6 protein-coding genes are annotated in these 16,262 nt (G+C 72.3%); 3 read left to right on the forward strand and 3 right to left on the reverse strand.

Translation table 11 applies throughout. From position 1 onward, the window contains the following. The first annotated feature begins 95 nt into the window (after positions 1-95). From aqpZ to FHT37_RS02225, 3 genes are all read left to right on the forward strand, one after another. Entirely contained in the window at positions 96-809 is a 714-nt protein-coding gene (aqpZ, locus tag FHT37_RS02215) for an aquaporin Z (protein WP_183478642.1), read from the forward strand. A 268-nt stretch (positions 810-1,077) separates the two neighbouring features. Continuing rightward, positions 1,078-9,027, forward strand: a complete 7,950-nt coding sequence (locus tag FHT37_RS02220) for an SdrD B-like domain-containing protein (protein WP_183478643.1) — start codon at positions 1,078-1,080, stop codon at positions 9,025-9,027. 54 nt (positions 9,028-9,081) lie between these two features. Beyond that, a complete protein-coding gene (locus tag FHT37_RS02225; RefSeq protein ID WP_183478644.1) occupies positions 9,082-13,347 on the forward strand; it encodes an OmpA family protein in 4,266 nt (1,421 codons plus the stop codon). Here the strand turns inward: FHT37_RS02225 and FHT37_RS02230 are convergent. Genes FHT37_RS02230 through FHT37_RS02240 form a run of 3 tightly spaced genes read right to left on the reverse strand, consistent with a single transcriptional unit; the run spans position 13,344 to position 16,041 of the window. Next, positions 13,344-13,685 (reverse strand): YkgJ family cysteine cluster protein, encoded by a 342-nt coding sequence (locus tag FHT37_RS02230; protein ID WP_183478645.1) that lies wholly within the window; start codon positions 13,683-13,685, stop codon positions 13,344-13,346. The genes FHT37_RS02225 and FHT37_RS02230 overlap by 4 nt on opposite strands. 54 nt (positions 13,686-13,739) lie before the next feature. Continuing rightward, on the reverse strand, positions 13,740-15,278 hold the full coding sequence (locus FHT37_RS02235; RefSeq protein ID WP_091725102.1) for a bifunctional serine/threonine-protein kinase/universal stress protein: 1,539 nt from the start codon (positions 15,276-15,278) through the stop codon (positions 13,740-13,742). A 4-nt stretch (positions 15,279-15,282) separates the two neighbouring features. Continuing rightward, positions 15,283-16,041, reverse strand: coding sequence for a metallophosphoesterase (locus FHT37_RS02240; protein WP_091723454.1), 759 nt, complete (start codon positions 16,039-16,041; stop codon positions 15,283-15,285). Between the last annotated feature and the right edge of the window lie 221 nt (positions 16,042-16,262).

Genomic DNA, 16,262 nt, shown 5'->3' on the forward strand with positions numbered 1-16,262 from the left:
AACGTCAACAATCGTCAGCGACGCTGGTCCCTCCCGCAGGCCCTTCCTACAGTCCGCCCGCCGCTGTTCCTGCGGCACGAACTGGGAGAAGGATCTTGAAAGCGCTCATCGCCGAATTCGTCGGCACGTTCTGGCTGGTCCTGGGCGGCTGCGGCAGCGCCGTGCTGTCGGCCGCCTTTCCGGAATCGGGCATCGGACTGCTCGGTGTCTCGCTGGCCTTCGGCCTGTCGGTGCTGACGATGGCGCATGCGGTGGGGCCGCTGTCGGGCGGCCACTTCAATCCGGCGGTGACGGTCGGGCTGTGCGTGGCGGGGCGCTTCCAGGCGCGCGGCGTGCTGCCCTACCTCGTCGTGCAGGTGCTGGGGGCGGTGGCCGCGGCCGCGGTGCTCGCCGTGATCGCCAGCGGCAAGCCGGGCGTCGACCTGGCCGCCGGCGGCTTCGCCGCCAACGGTTACGGCGCGCACTCGCCGGGCGGCTACTCGCTGGCGGCGGCCGCGCTGACGGAAGTCGTGCTCACCGCCTGCTTCCTGCTCGTCATCCTGGGCGCGACCTCGCGCCAGGCGGCGCCCGGCTTCGCGCCGCTGGCGATCGGACTGGCGCTCACGCTCATCCACCTGATCAGCATCCCGGTCACCAACACCTCGGTGAATCCCGCGCGCAGTGCCGGCGTGGCGCTGTTCGCCGGCGACTGGGCGCTGGGACAGCTCTGGCTGTTCTGGCTCGCGCCCATCGCTGGCGGCGTCATTGGCGCCGCGGTCGGGCGGGTCCTGTTCGACGCGCCGTCGGCGCCGGCCGGGGCGCCGCGATGAAGCGCCTGTCGCGCCGACACATCATGAAGCGGCAGAAATACCAGCCCGGCGTGGCTTGCATCGCGCCCGTGATGAACGAGTGAAGACTTGTCGCGGCCGAGCCGCGACCGTACGCCCCGCGCGTCGCGCCATGCGCTTGTTGCCGTCCGCGACAAGCCGGGATCGATGGCCCCTGGCGGCCTCGTCCCCCCCCGTGCAGCGCCGTGCACCCCTTTCTTCGATTTCCCTGTCTCAGCACGGGCGGCTTGCCGCTGCCCGGAGAACCACGATGACGTTTGACCGCGTGTTGGATTCCCTTGCCCGCAGCCGGGCCCTTCTTTGTCGGACCGCCACCGCCGTCGGCCTGGCCCTGGGCCTGGCCGGCGCCGCGCAGGCGCAACTGGTGGTGACGGGCATGCCGGACACGCCGGACCCGGTCGCGGCGGGCGGCGTCGTCACCTACAACGTCGGCATCGGCGACGCCCTGGGCGTGGCGCGCTCCGGCGTGACGGTCAACTTCGACGTGCCCGCCACCGGCCGCTACGCCGGCACCGGCGCGCTGCCGGCGGGCGTGAGCTGCGGCGGCATGGCGGTCGGACAGGCCGGACCCGGCACGGTGAGCTGCACCGGCGTCAGCGTGCCCACGCAGGACGTGGTGCACCTGCCGATGCGGGTGCGCTCGATCGCGGCCGGCACGATGACGGTCACGGCCAGCGTCGTCGGTGGCAGCTCGCAGACCGAGACCACCACGGTGAACGCGGGCGCCGACCTGGCGCTGTCGATCAACGCGCCGGCGACGGCGGCGGCCGGCAGCACGCAGGTCGTGCAGCTGACCGTGACGAACGCGGGGCCGGACGCCTCGCCCGCGTCGGTGCTGAGCTACAGCGTGCCGCCGGGCTTCGCGCTGAGCGGCACGCCGGGCGGCTGCTCGCTGTCGGGCGCCACGCTGAGCTGCAACCTCGGCGCCATCGCCAGCGGTGGCAGCGCCGGCGTCACGGTGAGCGGCGTGATCGGCGCGGGCGGCGGGTCCACGCTGACGCACTCGGCGGATGTCGCGAGCGGCGGCGGGGTCGCGGACGGCGACACCACCAACAACGTCGCCAGCGCCACGACCGCGGTCACCGCCGGCAGCAGCCTGTCGGTGACGAAGAGCAAGTCCGTCGCCGATCCGGTCCAGACCGGCCAGGCCTTCAACTTCCAGTTCAACGTGCGCTACAGCGGGGACTTCCCCTCGGGCGCGCAACTGACCGACAACCTGCCCGCCAACTTCTGCGCCGTCGCGCCGGCCAGCTTCAGCAGCGGCGGCTGGACCTGCACCGCGTCCAGCACCTGCCCGTCCGCGGGCGGCACGCTGAGCTGCACGCGCAGCGGCAGCGGCAGTGCCGGCAGCAACGTCTCGCTGGGCACCATCAGCGCGCCGGTCCAGGCCCTGACCAGCGGCGTGGGCATCGTCAACACCGCCACGGCCAGCGCCACGGGCGTCAGCCCGGTCAACGGCGCGGTGAACACGACGGTGATCGACCCCTCCGCCGACCTGCGCGCCAACAAGACCAAGAGCTGGCCGCAGGCCGCGGTGCCGGTGAACCAGGCGTTCAACTACACGATCTCGGCGACCAACCTCGGCCCCAGCGCGATCCCCGCCAGCGGCACCCTCACGCTCACCGACACGGTGCCAGCCAACCTGCGGGTCAACAGCATCTCGGCGCCGTCGGGCTTCAGCTGCGTGTCCTCGGGCGGCGGCACCTTCCCGCAGGCCGGTCCGGTGACCATCACCTGCACCAGCACCAACGTGGCCCTGGGGGTCAACGCCACCACCGCCAGCGTCACCATCAATGCGCAGGCCACGGCCGCGGGCGGCACGCTGACCAACCAGGTGTGCGTGAACGCCGCCAACGCGCCGGCCGACAACGTGCCCGCCAACGACTGCACCGGCGTGGGCGTGAACCCGCAGGCCAACGCCGCGCAGGCCGACGTGTCGGTGCTCAAGCGCGTGCTGGGCCTGGGCGACGGCGCGGGCAACCGCCAGGAGGCCGGCTCGCCGATCGTCTGGGAGATCGAGGTGGTCAACGCCGGCCCGCAGGCCGCGACCAACGTCGCCATCACCGACACCCTCAACAACGTCTTCAACGCCAACGCGGGCCAGTACTCGCTGAACACGGTGGCCGGCAGTGCCACGCTGGGCAGCTGCAGCCTCGCGCCGTCCGGATCGGCGGTGTCGCTGAGCAACTGCACGATCACCAGCCTGCCGGTCTGCACCGCGGGCGTCGACTGCCCGAGGTTCCAGGTGACGGTGCGCCACTTCGGCGACGGCACGTCCTCGGACCACCAGTTCACGGTCAACAACACTGCCTTCGCGCTGGCCCAGAACGAGGCCGATCCCGACCTCCTCAACAACAACGCCAACAACAACACGCCGGCCACGGCCTACTTCATCGCCCGCACCGATGTGGCGGTGACCAAGACCGACAACCCGGATCCGGTGTCCGCCGGCCAGCTGCTCACCTACACGATCACGGCCAGCAATCCGGCCGCGACCAGCGCGAGCCGTGCCTTCAACGTGAGCATCGACGACACGCTGCCGGCGGGCCTGGTGTTCCTGTCGGCGACCGCCAACGGCGGTGGCAGTTGCACCACCGCGCCGGTCGCCGGCAGCACCACCGGTCCGGGCAATGACACGCTGATCTGCGGCTGGAGCTCGATCGCCCGCGGCGCGCAGCAGACCGTCGTCGTGCGCGTGCGCGCCAGCGCCGCGCTGGCCACGGCGCTGGGCGGCAGCGGCAGCATCTCCAACACGGTGACGATCGCCACCACCACGCCCGAAATCGCCGGCGGCGCCGCCAACAACACCGCGACGCAGGCCACCGCCGTCATCTCGCCGGCCTACGACCTGATCGTCAACAAGGCCGACGACGTGGACCCGGTCAACGTCGGCGACAACGTCACCTACACGCTCACGGTCACCAACAACGGCGCCTCGACGGCCGAGAACGTCGTCCTCACCGACACCCTGCCGTCGACGGCGGGCGCACCGACCTTCGTGGGCCTGGTGACGCCGCTGCCCGCGGGCGTGAGCTGCAACACCGCCGGCGTCACCGTCGGCGTGGCCGGCGGCAGCATCAGCTGCACCATCGCCAGCCTGGGCGGCACCGGCGGCGGCGCGACCGGGGAGGGCAGCTCCGTCCAGGTGCGCGTGCGGCTGCAGGGCGCCGAGAAGGGCACCTACACCAACGCGGCCTCGGTGCGCTTCGCCAACCCGGCGCAGGACGCCTTCGATCCGCAGGCCAACAACAGCGCGTCGGAGCCGACCACCTTCCGCTACAAGGCCGACGTGCAGGCCGTGGACAAGGCGGCCGTCATCAGCGGCACCACCACGCCGCTGGCCACCGTCGCGCAGGGCCAGGCCTTCGACTGGCTGGTCCACGTGCGCAACAACGGCCCGCAGGCGGCCGAAATCACGCAGGTCGCCGACACGCTGCCCGCGGGGCTGCAGCTCGCCGGCACGCCGGTTCTCACCGTGACCGCCGGCAGCTTCACCCCCGCGGCGCCGACCTGCACCGGCAGCGCCGGCGGCACCAGCACGAGCTGCGCGATCGCGAGCATGCCCTCCGGCGGCGCGGCGACGCTGCGCATCCCGGTGCAGGTGATCGGCACGCCGGCCAACGGCACGGTGCTGAGCAACACCGCCACCATCGTGACGACAGGCTCGGGCGATACCGACGGCGGCGCCGTGCCCAACGCGGGCAACAACTTCGCCACTGGCACGATCACCGTGCAGACCGCGACCCTGTCGGGCCGCGTCTATGACGACCTGAACGGCAACGGCCAGGCCGACGCGGGCGAGCCCGGCATCGCCGGTGTCACGCTGACGCTCGGCGGCACCGATGGCACCGGCACGCCGGTCAGCCGCACGGTCACGACCGACGCGACGGGCGCCTGGAGCTTCTCCGTTCCGGCGGGCACCTACACCGTCACCGAGACGCAGCCCGCGTCCCACCTGCCGGGCATCACGCGGGCCGGCGGCGCCAGTGGCGCGGGCAGCAGTGCCGGCAGCGTCCCGGCCAGCGGCGCCGGTGTCACCAGCGGCCCCAGCGGCTCCAACGCCAACGTGATCCAGAACGTCGTGCTCGGCGCGGGCGGCAGCTCCACCGGCAACCTGTTCGGCGAAGTGCGCGCCGCCTCGGTGGCGGGCCGTGTCTATCAGGACCGCGACTACAACGGCGCCCTCGGCGCGAGCGAACCCGGCATCGCCGGCGTGACGCTGCAGCTCAGCGGCACCGACCTGTTCGGCAATGCCGTGAACACGAGCACCACCACCGCGGCCGATGGCAGCTACAGCTTCGCCACGCTGATGCCCGGCAGCTACACGGTGACCGAGCCCACGCAGCCCGACGGCTTCGCCGACGGCAGCGAGACCGCGGGCACGGCCGGCGGCAGCACCGCCGTCAATGACCGCATCTCCGGCATCACGCTGGGCAGCGGCACCGCCGCCACCGGCTATCACTTCGGCGAGCGTCTGCCGCGCGTGACGGTCCGCGTCTTCGAGGACGCCGACAACGACGGCCTGCCCGCCGCGGGCGATGCCGGCATCACCGGCGTGACGCTGCACCTGACGGGCACGTCCAGCACCGGCGCGGCGGTCGACATCGTCGCCACGCCGATCGCCGGCCAGCCGGGACGCTACGAGTTCCTCAACGTGCCGCCGTCGGCGGCGGGGGGCTACACGGTCACAGAGACGCAGCCCGCGACCTACGCGCCGGGCCAGGCCAATCCGAACGGTCATGCCGGCACGGCGCAGCCGGGCGGCAATGTGATCCAGGGCGTGGTCATCCCGCTGACCGGCACGCCGGCGAGCGTGGGCGACTACCTGTTCGGCGAGCTCACCAGCAGCCAGCTGCGCGGCCGCAGCTTCTACGACCGCGACGGCGATGGCAGCCAGGGCGCCACGTCGAGCGAACCCGGTCTCCCCGGCGTGACCATCACGCTGACCGGCACCGATGCCAACGGCAACGCCGTGTCGGTCACCACCGTCACCGATGCCCATGGCGACTACGTCTTCGACAAGGTCGCGCCCGGCACCTACACGGTGACCGAGACGCGTCCGGCCGGCTACCTGCCGGGCCTGACCCGCGCGGGCACGGTCACCGGCGCCGGCTCGGCGCCGGGCAGCGTGCCCGCCAGCGGCACGGGCGTCGACGCGGGCCCGTCGGGTTCCAACGCGCCGCTGATCCAGCAGATCCGCCTGGGCGCGCCGGGTTCGAGCTCGAGCGGCAACAACTTCGCCTCGGTGCGCGCGGCCTCGCTGTCGGGCCACGTCTATGCCGACATCGCGCCCGCCAACGGCCAGCGCGACGCGGGCGAGCCGCCCATGCCCGGCGTGACGGTGACGCTGAGCGGCACCGACTTCCTCGGACGCAGCGTGACCAAGACGCTGACGACGGCGGCCGATGGCGGCTTCTCCGCCACCGGCCTGCTGCCGGGGCGTTATCAGCTCGACGAGACGCAGCCCGCGGGCACCGGCGACGGTCCCGAGCATCTGGGCCTGGTCGGCGCCGCGCCGCGCGGCACCGCCAACCCGGGCGGCGTGAACGACCGGTTCGGCGACATCGCGCTGGCCTCGGAAGAGGCCGGCACGGACTACGACTTCGGCGAGCGCGGCGGCCAGATCTCCGGCCACGTCTACGTCGACAGCAATGGCAACGGCCGCCGCGACGCGGGCGAGCTGCCGATCGCGGGCGTGACGCTGACCCTCAGCGGCACCAGCGCCGGCGGGCTGCCCGTGACCATCACCGCGGTCACCGGCGCCGATGGGCAATACCTCCTCGACGGCGTGCTGCCGTCCGACGCGACGGGCTATGTGATCACCGAAACGCAGCCGGCGACCTACGCCGATGGCGCCGAGACCGTGGGCCGCCTCAACGGTACGGCGGCGGGCGCGCTCGCGGGCAACGACCGCATCGGCGGCCTGGTCTACACCGGCGGCTCGGGCGATGGCTACGACTTCGGCGAGCAGGGCGCCTCGATCGCGGGCAACGTGTTCAACGACGTCAACGGGAACGGCAAGCGTGAGCCGGGCGACCTGCCGCTGGCCGGCGTGACGCTGACGCTGACCGGCACCGACGCCTCGGGCCAGCCGGTCACGCGCAGCACCGTCACGGCGCGCGATGGCGGCTACCGCTTCGTCGACCTGCCGCTGGACAACGGCGCGGGCTACACGATCGTGCAATCGCCGGTGCCGGGTTCCACCCATGCCGGCGAGACCCCGGGCTCGCTGGGCGGCAGCGTGCCGGCCCCGGGCCGTCTCAACGTCAAGCTGCCCGCCGTGGCGGCGAACGGCACCGGCTACGACTTCTTCGAGAAGTCGACTTCGCCGGCGGCGGTGAGCGGCCGCGTCTGGCGCGACACCGACCACGACCGCCTGGCCGGCAACGGCGAACCCGCCGTCGCGGGCTGGACGGTGGAGTTGGTGGCCTGCCTCGACGGCGGCACCACCTGCGCCAACACCGGCGCGCAGGTGCTCGACACCCGCGTCACCGCAGCCGATGGCAGCTATCGCTTCGACAACGTCGTGCCGGGCTCGTACCAGGTGCGCTTCCGCGATCCGCAGGGGCGCCTGGTGGGCGGCGTCTGGCCGACCGACCCGACGCTGAACGGCCCCGGCGGCGCGTTCCCGACCGTTGCAGGCATGGCGCCCCGCGGTTGGATTCCGCTGAGCGTGGCCGCGGGCGCGGCCGTGGTCCGCCAGGACCTGCCGCTCGACCCGGGCGGCGTGGTGTACGACAGCCTGAGCGCCGAGCCGGTCCCCGGCGCGGTGGTCGCGCTGAATGGTCCGGCGGGCTTCGATCCGGCCCTCCACCTGCTCGGCGGCAACGCGTCGGTCACCACCGGTCCCGACGGCTCGTACCAGTTCTTCCTGCTGCCGGGCGCCCCGATGGGCAGCTACACCGTCACGGTCGCACCGCCGGCGGGATACCTGCCGTCGGCGACCTACCCGGCTGCCGCGGGTCCGCTCGACGCCGTCAACTGCAGCGCGCCCAGCACCGCGGGCGCCCGCGACGCCGCCGGCCGCGGCGTCCGCCTGAGCGGCAGCGACGCCTGCGTCGTCAGCGCCGCGGCCGCTCCGGTGGCCGGCCCCGCGACGCCTTATTTCCTGAACTGGCAATCGGGCGGCGCGGCGCACCAGGTGGTCAACAACCACCTGCCGCTGGACCGCGAGGGGGATGGCACGGCCATCGAGCTGCGCAAGTCGACCTCCAAGCTGACGGTGAAGAAGGGCGAGCCGGTGCCTTACGTGATCACCGCGCGCAATGCGAGCAGCGGCCCGATCGGCAACGTCGCGCTGCTGGACACGCTGCCCCCGGGCTTCAAGTACCTGGACGGCTCGCTGACGGTGCAGACGCTGCCCAATGGCCCGGTCGTGGCCGTGAAGCCCACGATCGTGGGCCGGCAGCTGACGCTGGCCGACCAGTCCTTCCTCACCGGCGAGACCAAGCGCGTCTCGATGGTGCTGGCGGTGGGCATCGGCGTGGGCGAGGGCCAGTACGTCAACAGCGTGGTCGCCACGCAGGGCCCCGGCGGCCGCGCGCTGTCCAACACGGCCACCGCGTCGGTGCGGGTCGTGCCGGATGCGCTGTTCGACTGCACCGACGTCATCGGCAAGGTCTACGACGACCGCAATGCCAACGGCGTGCAGGACGAGGGCGAGCCCGGCATCCCCAACGTGCGCATCGCCACCGTCAACGGCCTGCTGGTGAGCAGCGATGCCGAGGGTCGTTATCACATCGCCTGCGCGGCGGTGCCCAAGGAGGGCACGGGCAGCAACCTGGTGCTCAAGGTCGATGAACGCACGCTGCCCTCGGGCTACCGCGTGACGACCGAGAACCCGGCGTCCGAACGCGCGACGCGCGGCAAGGCGATCAAGGTGAACTTCGGCGCCACCGTGCACCGTGTCGTGCGCCTGGACCTGAAGGCGGCCGCCTTCGCCGACGGGCAGCTCGCGCTGCTGCCGGCGCACGAGGCGCGCCTGGACCAGGCCGTGGCCGCGCTGACCGAGCGGCCCTCGATCCTGCGCCTGGCCTACCAGCCGGCGGCGGACGAGCCGCGCGCGCTCGGCGACGAGCGCATCGCGGCGCTCAAGGCCGGACTGCTGGCGCGCTGGAAGGCGCTCGGCCAGTCCCAGGGCCGCAGCCTGTTCAACCTGGACATCGAGGTCGAGCGCGTGCCGGTCTCGCTGAACCGCTGACCGGGGGCGCGCATGAACCGCTCCCCGTCTTCTTCCTCTTTCCGTGCCATTCGCATGACCCGATCCACCTTCCCCCGCGCGGCGCTGGCCAGCGCCGCGGCCGCCGCCTGCCTGGCCATCGGGCTGCCGGCCACGGCGCAAGAGGCAGCCTCCGGCGCCGCCTCCGGTGCCGCCCGCGATGCGGCGCAGGACGCGACCCGCGAGGGCGGCGCCTGCCGCGCCGACGCACGCGGCCGCTTCAGCGATCGCTGCGCGGCCGACGTGCGCGCCGTCGAGATCGATGGCCGCGATCATCTGCCGGCTTCGAGCGAGCGCGAACTGCCCAAGCTCACCGTGATCCTCGGCGACCCGCGCGCGCTGCAGCAGCGGCGCGAAGAGACGACGCGCACCGTGCCCGGCACCGAGCAGCCGCGCGAGGAGTCGCACACGCCGCACTTCGACTCGGGCGAGGACCTGCTCAAGCCCGAGGACAAGGCGCGGCTGGACGCGATCGTCGCGCAGGTGCGCGGCCGTGAGGGCCTGCATTTCGAGATCGTCGGCCACACCGACGTGCAGCGCATCAAGCCGGAACTGCGTCCGCGCTTTCCCGACAACCATGCGCTCGGCCTGGCGCGCGCCCAGCAGGTGGGCCGCTATCTGACGCAGCAGCTGGGACTGCCGGCAAACGCCTACGTGGCGGATTCGCGCGGCCCCGACGAGCCGCTGGCGTCGCCGCGGGAGGACCGGGCGAACTGGTCCGCCAACCGGCGCGTCGAGGTGCGCGTCTACTGGAAGGACACGGTGCCCGCGACCGTGGAGACCGTGTCCAGCGTGACGCTGGTCGACCCGAGCGCCTGCGGCATGCTGACGCCGTATGCGCCCGACGACGCGGCGCTGCGCCTGACGATCGACGGCCAGCCGGTGGTGGGCGCGGACAGCTCCAGCGCCGACCGCCAGCGCTGCATCGATGTGCGCCTCGAGCGCGACCGTCTGCGCCTGCAGTACGACAACCTCGTGCAGCTGCGCCGCTTGAACGGCACCGCCTGGCCCGCCACCGCGGTGCCTGGCGACACGGTGCGCTTCAGCGGCTACAGCAACTACCGGCTGTTCCTGACGCGCGGCGAGCTGCGCGTGTTCAGCGCCGATGGCGACATGCGGCCGCAGCTGCTGGCCACGGTGCCGCTGGGCAGCGAGCTGCGCGCGGCCTGGACCGTGCCCGCCGAGTGGGCGCAGGGGCCGATGGCGCGCCGCAAGCTGTACTGGCGCGTGCGGGTCTATGACCGCGATGGCCGCTTCGACGAGACCGACGACATCCCGCTGGCGCTGGCCGATCGGCATGCGCCGGGCTTCGAGCAGGAGCCGACCGAGGCGCAGCGTCTGCTGGCGGGTTATGGCGAGAGCCGGCTGTCCATCGCCAACATCCCGATCAGCGGTGGCACGGTGACGGCCAGCGGCGAAGGCATCGCGGCCGGCGAGCAGGTGAGGGCGCTCGGACTGGCGGTGCCGGTCGATGCGCAGGGCCGTTTCGTGATGCAGCAGCTGGTGCCGCGCCGCGTGCAGACCGGCGAGATCGTCGTGCGCGGCGCCGAGGGCCAGGAGCGGATCTATCGCCGCGACTTCGAACTGCCGCCGCGGGACTTCTTCTTCGTCGGTCAGGCGGATCTCACCATCGGCCATGACCGCACGACCGGCCCTGCCGCGCTGGTGACGCAGGAGCGCAACCGCTACAACAACGACACCTGGACCGAAGGGCGCCTGGCCTTCTACGGCAAGGGCATGCTCGATGAGCGCTGGACCTTGACGGCGAGCGTCGACACCGAGGAACGCCCGCTCAATGAGCTCCTGCGCAACCTCGACCGCAAGGACCCGACCTCGCTGTTCCGCCGCATGGATCCGGTGGACAGCTGGGGCACCTTCGGCGACGACTCGACCAGCGTCGAGGACGCGCCCACGCAGGGACGCATGTACCTGCGCGTGGACGACGGCCGCTCGCATGCGATGTGGGGCAACTTCAAGATCAACCTCGGCGCCGACAACACACTGGCGCAGATCAACCGCGGCTTGTATGGCCTGAAGGGGCACCTCGTCGGCGAGGAGGCGACCAGCTTCGGCGACGCCCGCTTCACTGCCGACCTGTACGCGGCCGAACCGGGCACGCTGGCCGCGCGCGAGGAGTTCCGCGGCACGGGCGGCTCGCTGTACTACCTGCGTCATCAGGACGTGAGCCGCGGCGCCGAGAAGGTGTGGCTGGAAATCCGCGATCGCGATTCGGGCTTCGTGCTGCAGCGTCGCGCGCTGATCCCGGGCAGCGACTACGACGTCGATTACCTGCAAGGGCGGGTGCTGCTGACCTCGCCGCTGCCCAGCCTGGCCGACAACGGCCAGCTGGTGCGGGCGGGCGGTCTCAGCGGCCAGCCGGCCTTCCTGGTCGTGGACTACGAGTACACGCCGCTGTCGGGCGATCTGGACACGCTGGCGGTGGGCGGACGGACGACCTGGTGGGTGACGGACGCGGTGCGCGTCGGCATCACCGCCGCGAAGCAGCAGCAGACCGGCGGCGATCAGCGCCTGGGCGGCGTGGACCTGCTGCTGCGCAAGAGCGAGAACACCACGCTGAAGATCGAGGCCGCGCGCAGCGATGGCCCCGGCATCGGCACGACCAGCTCGCTGGATGGCGGCTTCGGGTTCTCGCAGAACACGCTGGCCAGCGACACCCGCGGCGCGAATGCGTGGCGCGTCGAAGGGCAGGCGGACCTGACCGATCTCGGCGTCGCCAAGAGCGGGCATGTCGGCGCCTATGCGCAGCTGCGCGAGGCGGGTTTCTCGACGCCTGGACAGGTCGCGTCCAACGAGACGAGGCAGGCCGGCGTCAGCCTCACCGCGCCGGTGGGCGAGCAGGTCGAACTGCGGCTCAAGGGCGATCACAAGGACGAGCTCAACGGCTACAACACCGATGCCGGCGAGGCGCAGGTAGCCTGGCGCGTCGATGAGCGCTGGACGGTCAGTGGCGGACTGCGGGCCGACCGCAAGTCCACCGATGCGGTGAACACCTCGCCGCTGCTGCCCAGCTCGGGCGTGGTCAGCGGCGAGCGCACCGACGCGGCCGTGCAGCTCGACTACGAGAGCGGGGAGGGCTGGGGCGTGTACGGCTTCGGCCAGAAGACGGTGGACCGCACCGGCACGCGGCAGGACAACGACCGGCTCGGCGCGGGCGTGCGTTATCGCGTCAACGACAAGCTGTCGCTGCGCGGCGAGGCCTCGGGCGGCAATGGCGGCTCGGCGGGCAAAGCGGGCGTGGACTACCAGTACAACGACCGCTCCAACGTCTATGTCACCTACGCGCTGGACACCGGCCGCACCGACGAGACCTTGAACGCGCGCGGCGGCACGCTGGTCGGCGGCATCAAGTCGCGGCTGGCCGACGGCTTGAGCGCGTACACCGAGCACAAGCAGACGACCGGCGTGCTGAGCGGCCTGACGCATGCCTACGGCGTGCAGTACGCGCCGGATGATCGCTGGACGCTGGCGGTGAGCGTGGAGAACGGGCGGCTGGAATCGGAGAACGCCGGGGAGACCGATCGGGAGGCGCTCGGCTTCTCGGTGGGCTTCAGCGACGCGAGTCTGAAGTACGCCGGCGGCGTGGAGTACCGGCGCGATCGCACGGGGCTGGACGCGCGGCGCAGCTGGCTGCTGAAGAACTCGGTCAGCGTGCAGGACGGCCCGAACGCGCGCTGGCTGGGCAAGCTGAACTGGGCGGACAGCGACAGCGCGGCGAGCGCGCTGGCCGCGGCCAAGTACACCGAGGCGGTGCTGGGCTACGCGTTCCGGCCGGTGAGCAACGACAAGCTCAACGTGCTGCTGAAGTACACCTACCTGTACGACCTGTCGTCGCCGGGGCAGGTGGTGGCGACCGACGTGACGCAGACGACGGTCAGCACGACCGGCATCGACTACCAGCAGCGCAGCCAGGTGGCGGCGGTGGATGCGACCTACGACCTCAGCGCGCGCTGGACCATCGGCGGCAAGCTGGCGTGGCGCGTCGGCGAGCTGCGGCCCAGCCGCGACGACAGCGCGCCGTGGTTCAAGAGCAGTGCGCAGCTGGCGATCGCGCGCGTGGACTGGAAGGTTGTGCGGCGCTACGACTGGCTGCTGGAGCTGCGCATGCTGCGGGCCGGCGAGCTGAGCGAGCGCAAGACCGGTCTGCTGACGGCGGGGTACTACCACGTCAACGAGAACTTCAAGGTGGGGCTGGGCTACAACTTCACCGACTTCTCGGACGACCTGACGGACCTGAGCTACCGCAGCCGCGGGGTCTTCCTCAACATGCTGGGGAAGTTCTAGCCGTCCAGCGGCGGCAGGCCGTGGCGCGCGCGGGCCCGCGCGCAGGCCTCGTCGCCCAGGCCCAGCGGCGCGCGCATGCCGAATTCCCGGCACGGCGACGGGCGCCATTCGTAGATGCCGCAGCCGGCGCGCTCGCCGACCTGGCCCTGCAGCGCCGCGCAGCGCGGGCGCGCGTGGTCGGTGCCACGCATCCGGCAGGTCGATTCGGTGACCTCCACCGCCAGGCCGTCCGGCACGCTGCCGCCCTCGCTCTGCAGCTCATGGCGCGAGAAGTCGACGCGAAAGCTCGCGCAGCAGGCGCCGCAGCGGGTGCAGGGGTTGTCGGAAAAGTCGGACATGGCGGACTTGGCGGACGTGAAGGACATGGCGGGCGGACGCCCCCAGGCCGAAGCTCAGTTCGACGCCGACGGGCTGATCAAGGGGCTGTCGGGCGGCGGCGGATCGTCGGGCAGCGCGGGTTCGCGCACGACGGTGACGGTGCAGGCGCACTGGGTGACGACCTGCGCCGAGACGCTCCCCAGGTAGCGCCGCATCATCGAGCTGGCGCGCGCGCCCATCACGACGTGGTCGACGCCGGTCCGGGCGGCGAATTCGATCAGCGCGTCGGCGGCGTCGGGCGCCTCCAGCACGTGGAAGGTGAGGCGCCCGTCCTCGAGCGCGAGCTCGCGCGTCATCGGATGCGCCCAGTTCTTCAGCGCGATCAGCTGCTGCACATGGTGGCTGCGGCCATGCGCGTCGGTGAGCTCGTCCATGCCGATGCGGTTGGTCTTCATCACGCCGACGCAGGCCAGGCGCGCGCCGGGCTCGGTCTGCATCAGGCGGCGCACGACCTCGCGCAGTTCCTCCAGCAGGGCCGGGGTGGCGCCCTGGACGTCGACGGCGGCCATGATCACCGGGCTGCGCGCCACCTGCGCGCCGACCGAGGCCGGTGCGCGCGGCTCCTCGCCCATCGCCAGGAACCAGCGCTTGAAGCGCCGCACCAGCCCGCTGCGCTGCAGCTTGTGCGCACGCGCCGTCAGCGGCACCGCGTCGGGCCGCTGCAGGTCCAGCGCGAGCTGCGCGGCGCTCTGGTAGCGGCGCTCGGCGCGCACCTCCAGGCAGTGCAGCACGATCTCCTGGAACCACGGCGGCAGTTCGGGCCGGATCGCGCGCGGCGGGATCGGGTCGACATAGAGCCGGCGCCGCAGCTGGCGCACCGAGTTCGGTTGACCGAAGGGTCGCTCGCCGGTGGACAGGTGGTAGAGCATCACGCCCAGCGCGAACAGGTCGCTGCGCGGGTCGTTGCGCACGAACTGCACCTGCTCCGGCGACATGTAGGGCCCGGTGCCCATCGGCAGCGAGAACTCCTCCTCCAGCAGGTCGGGCAGGAAGTCGTGCCTCGACAGGCCGAAGTCGACCAGCACCACGGTGCCGTCGGGCCGCAGCAGGATGTTGCTGGGCTTGATGTCCAGGTGCACCAGGTGCTGGCGGTGCAGGTCGGTCAGCGCATGCGCGACCTGGATGCCGATCTCCACGACCTCCACCAGCGGCAGCGGTGCCTGGTCCAGGCGCGGGCGCAGGCTCTCGGCCTCGATGCGCTCCATGACGATGTAGGCCTGCCGGCGCCAGTCTCCGCGCGCGACGAAACGCGGCACGTGCGGCCCCTTGAGCGCCGGCATGATCATCTGCTCGACCTCGAAGCCGACGATGCTGGCCGGGTCCTCGCCGCCCTTGATGCGGGGGACCTTCATGATCAGCGGGAAGTCCTCGCCGGGAGGCGCGTCCGCCGGGGACTGCCGCCGCACCTGCCAGAGGTTGGCCATGCCGCCCTGGTGCAACCGGGCCTCGAGCACGAAGCCGTCCAGCACCTGGCCGGGCTGCAGCGGCGCGGTGATCGGTGAAACCGGGGAGGGGGCAGGCGACGGGGCGGGCGGCAAGGTGGCGTCGTTCATCGATTCAGCGGCCGGCGACGAGGCGCTGGGCGAGGCGGTCCGCGAGGCCGGCGGGCAGGCCGGGCGCGGCGCGCAACGCGGCCGCGGCGGCCTCGACATCGTAGGGGACGCGCTGGAAGCTGAGCTCCTCGCTGTCGTGGTCGAACAGCGCATAGGCCGCGGCCGGGTTGCCGTCGCGGGGCTGGCCGCAGGCGCCCGGGATGACCAGCCACTGCCGGTTGGGCAGCAGCGGGATCGGCACGCCCGGCTGGGGTCGGAAGTCGCCCGCCTTGCCGGTGCCCGACAGGTGGTAGAGCATCGGCTCGTGCATGTGGCCGCAGAAGGTGTAGCGGCACTCGGTCGCGTGCAGGCTGCGCATCGCCTCCAGCCGCCCTTGCACATAGGCGAAGCCGGCCGGGTCGAAGGCGTTGGCGTGCACGTAGAGGCAGTCGTCCTCTTCCTCGGCCATCGGCAGGCTGGCGAGGAAGGCCAACTGGTCCTCGGCCAGCCGCGCGCGCGTCCAGGCGATGGCGGCGCGCGCGTCCTCGTTCATCGTCGGACGCGGCCCCTGGGTGACGCCCAGGTCATGGTTGCCCGCGACGACGACCGCGCCTGCGGCGCGCAGCGCGCGGACCTGGTCCACCACCCAGCCGGGATCGCTGCCGTAGCCGACGTAATCGCCCAGGAGGGCGAAATGCCCCGCGCCTTGCCGCCGGGCGTGCTCGAGGACGGCCTCGAAAGCCTGGCGGTTGGCGTGCAGGTCGGAGATCAGAGCGGTTTTCATGAGCAGGCACAGGATGCCACGGACGGCTGACGCCAAGCTTCGCATGTTGGCGAGGACCGGGCGAGGACCGGGCGAGGGCCACCCTCATTGGAGCGCAAGGCACGGGCCGGGGCTCCCCCGAACCGGAGGGCCTCCCCCAGACCGGAGGGGTGCTCCCCCTTCGGATGGGCGATGAACAGCGGGAGGCGCGGGTTTCACGCGTTGTGGCGCGCCGGCTCTTT

It is taken from the genome of Mitsuaria sp. BK037 (genome assembly GCF_014193045.1).
In the GTDB taxonomy this organism is placed as follows: domain Bacteria; phylum Pseudomonadota; class Gammaproteobacteria; order Burkholderiales; family Burkholderiaceae_C; genus Roseateles.

Coding starts and splice junctions, on each gene's coding strand:
- FHT37_RS02225 (WP_183478644.1), top strand. CDS start 9,082: ATGACCCGATCCACCTTCCCCCGCGCGGCGCTGGCCAGCGCCGCGGCC.
- FHT37_RS02235 (WP_091725102.1), bottom strand. CDS start 15,278: ATGAACGACGCCACCTTGCCGCCCGCCCCGTCGCCTGCCCCCTCCCCG.
- FHT37_RS02240 (WP_091723454.1), bottom strand. CDS start 16,041: ATGAAAACCGCTCTGATCTCCGACCTGCACGCCAACCGCCAGGCTTTC.
- FHT37_RS02230 (WP_183478645.1), bottom strand. CDS start 13,685: ATGTCCGACTTTTCCGACAACCCCTGCACCCGCTGCGGCGCCTGCTGC.
- FHT37_RS02220 (WP_183478643.1), top strand. CDS start 1,078: ATGACGTTTGACCGCGTGTTGGATTCCCTTGCCCGCAGCCGGGCCCTT.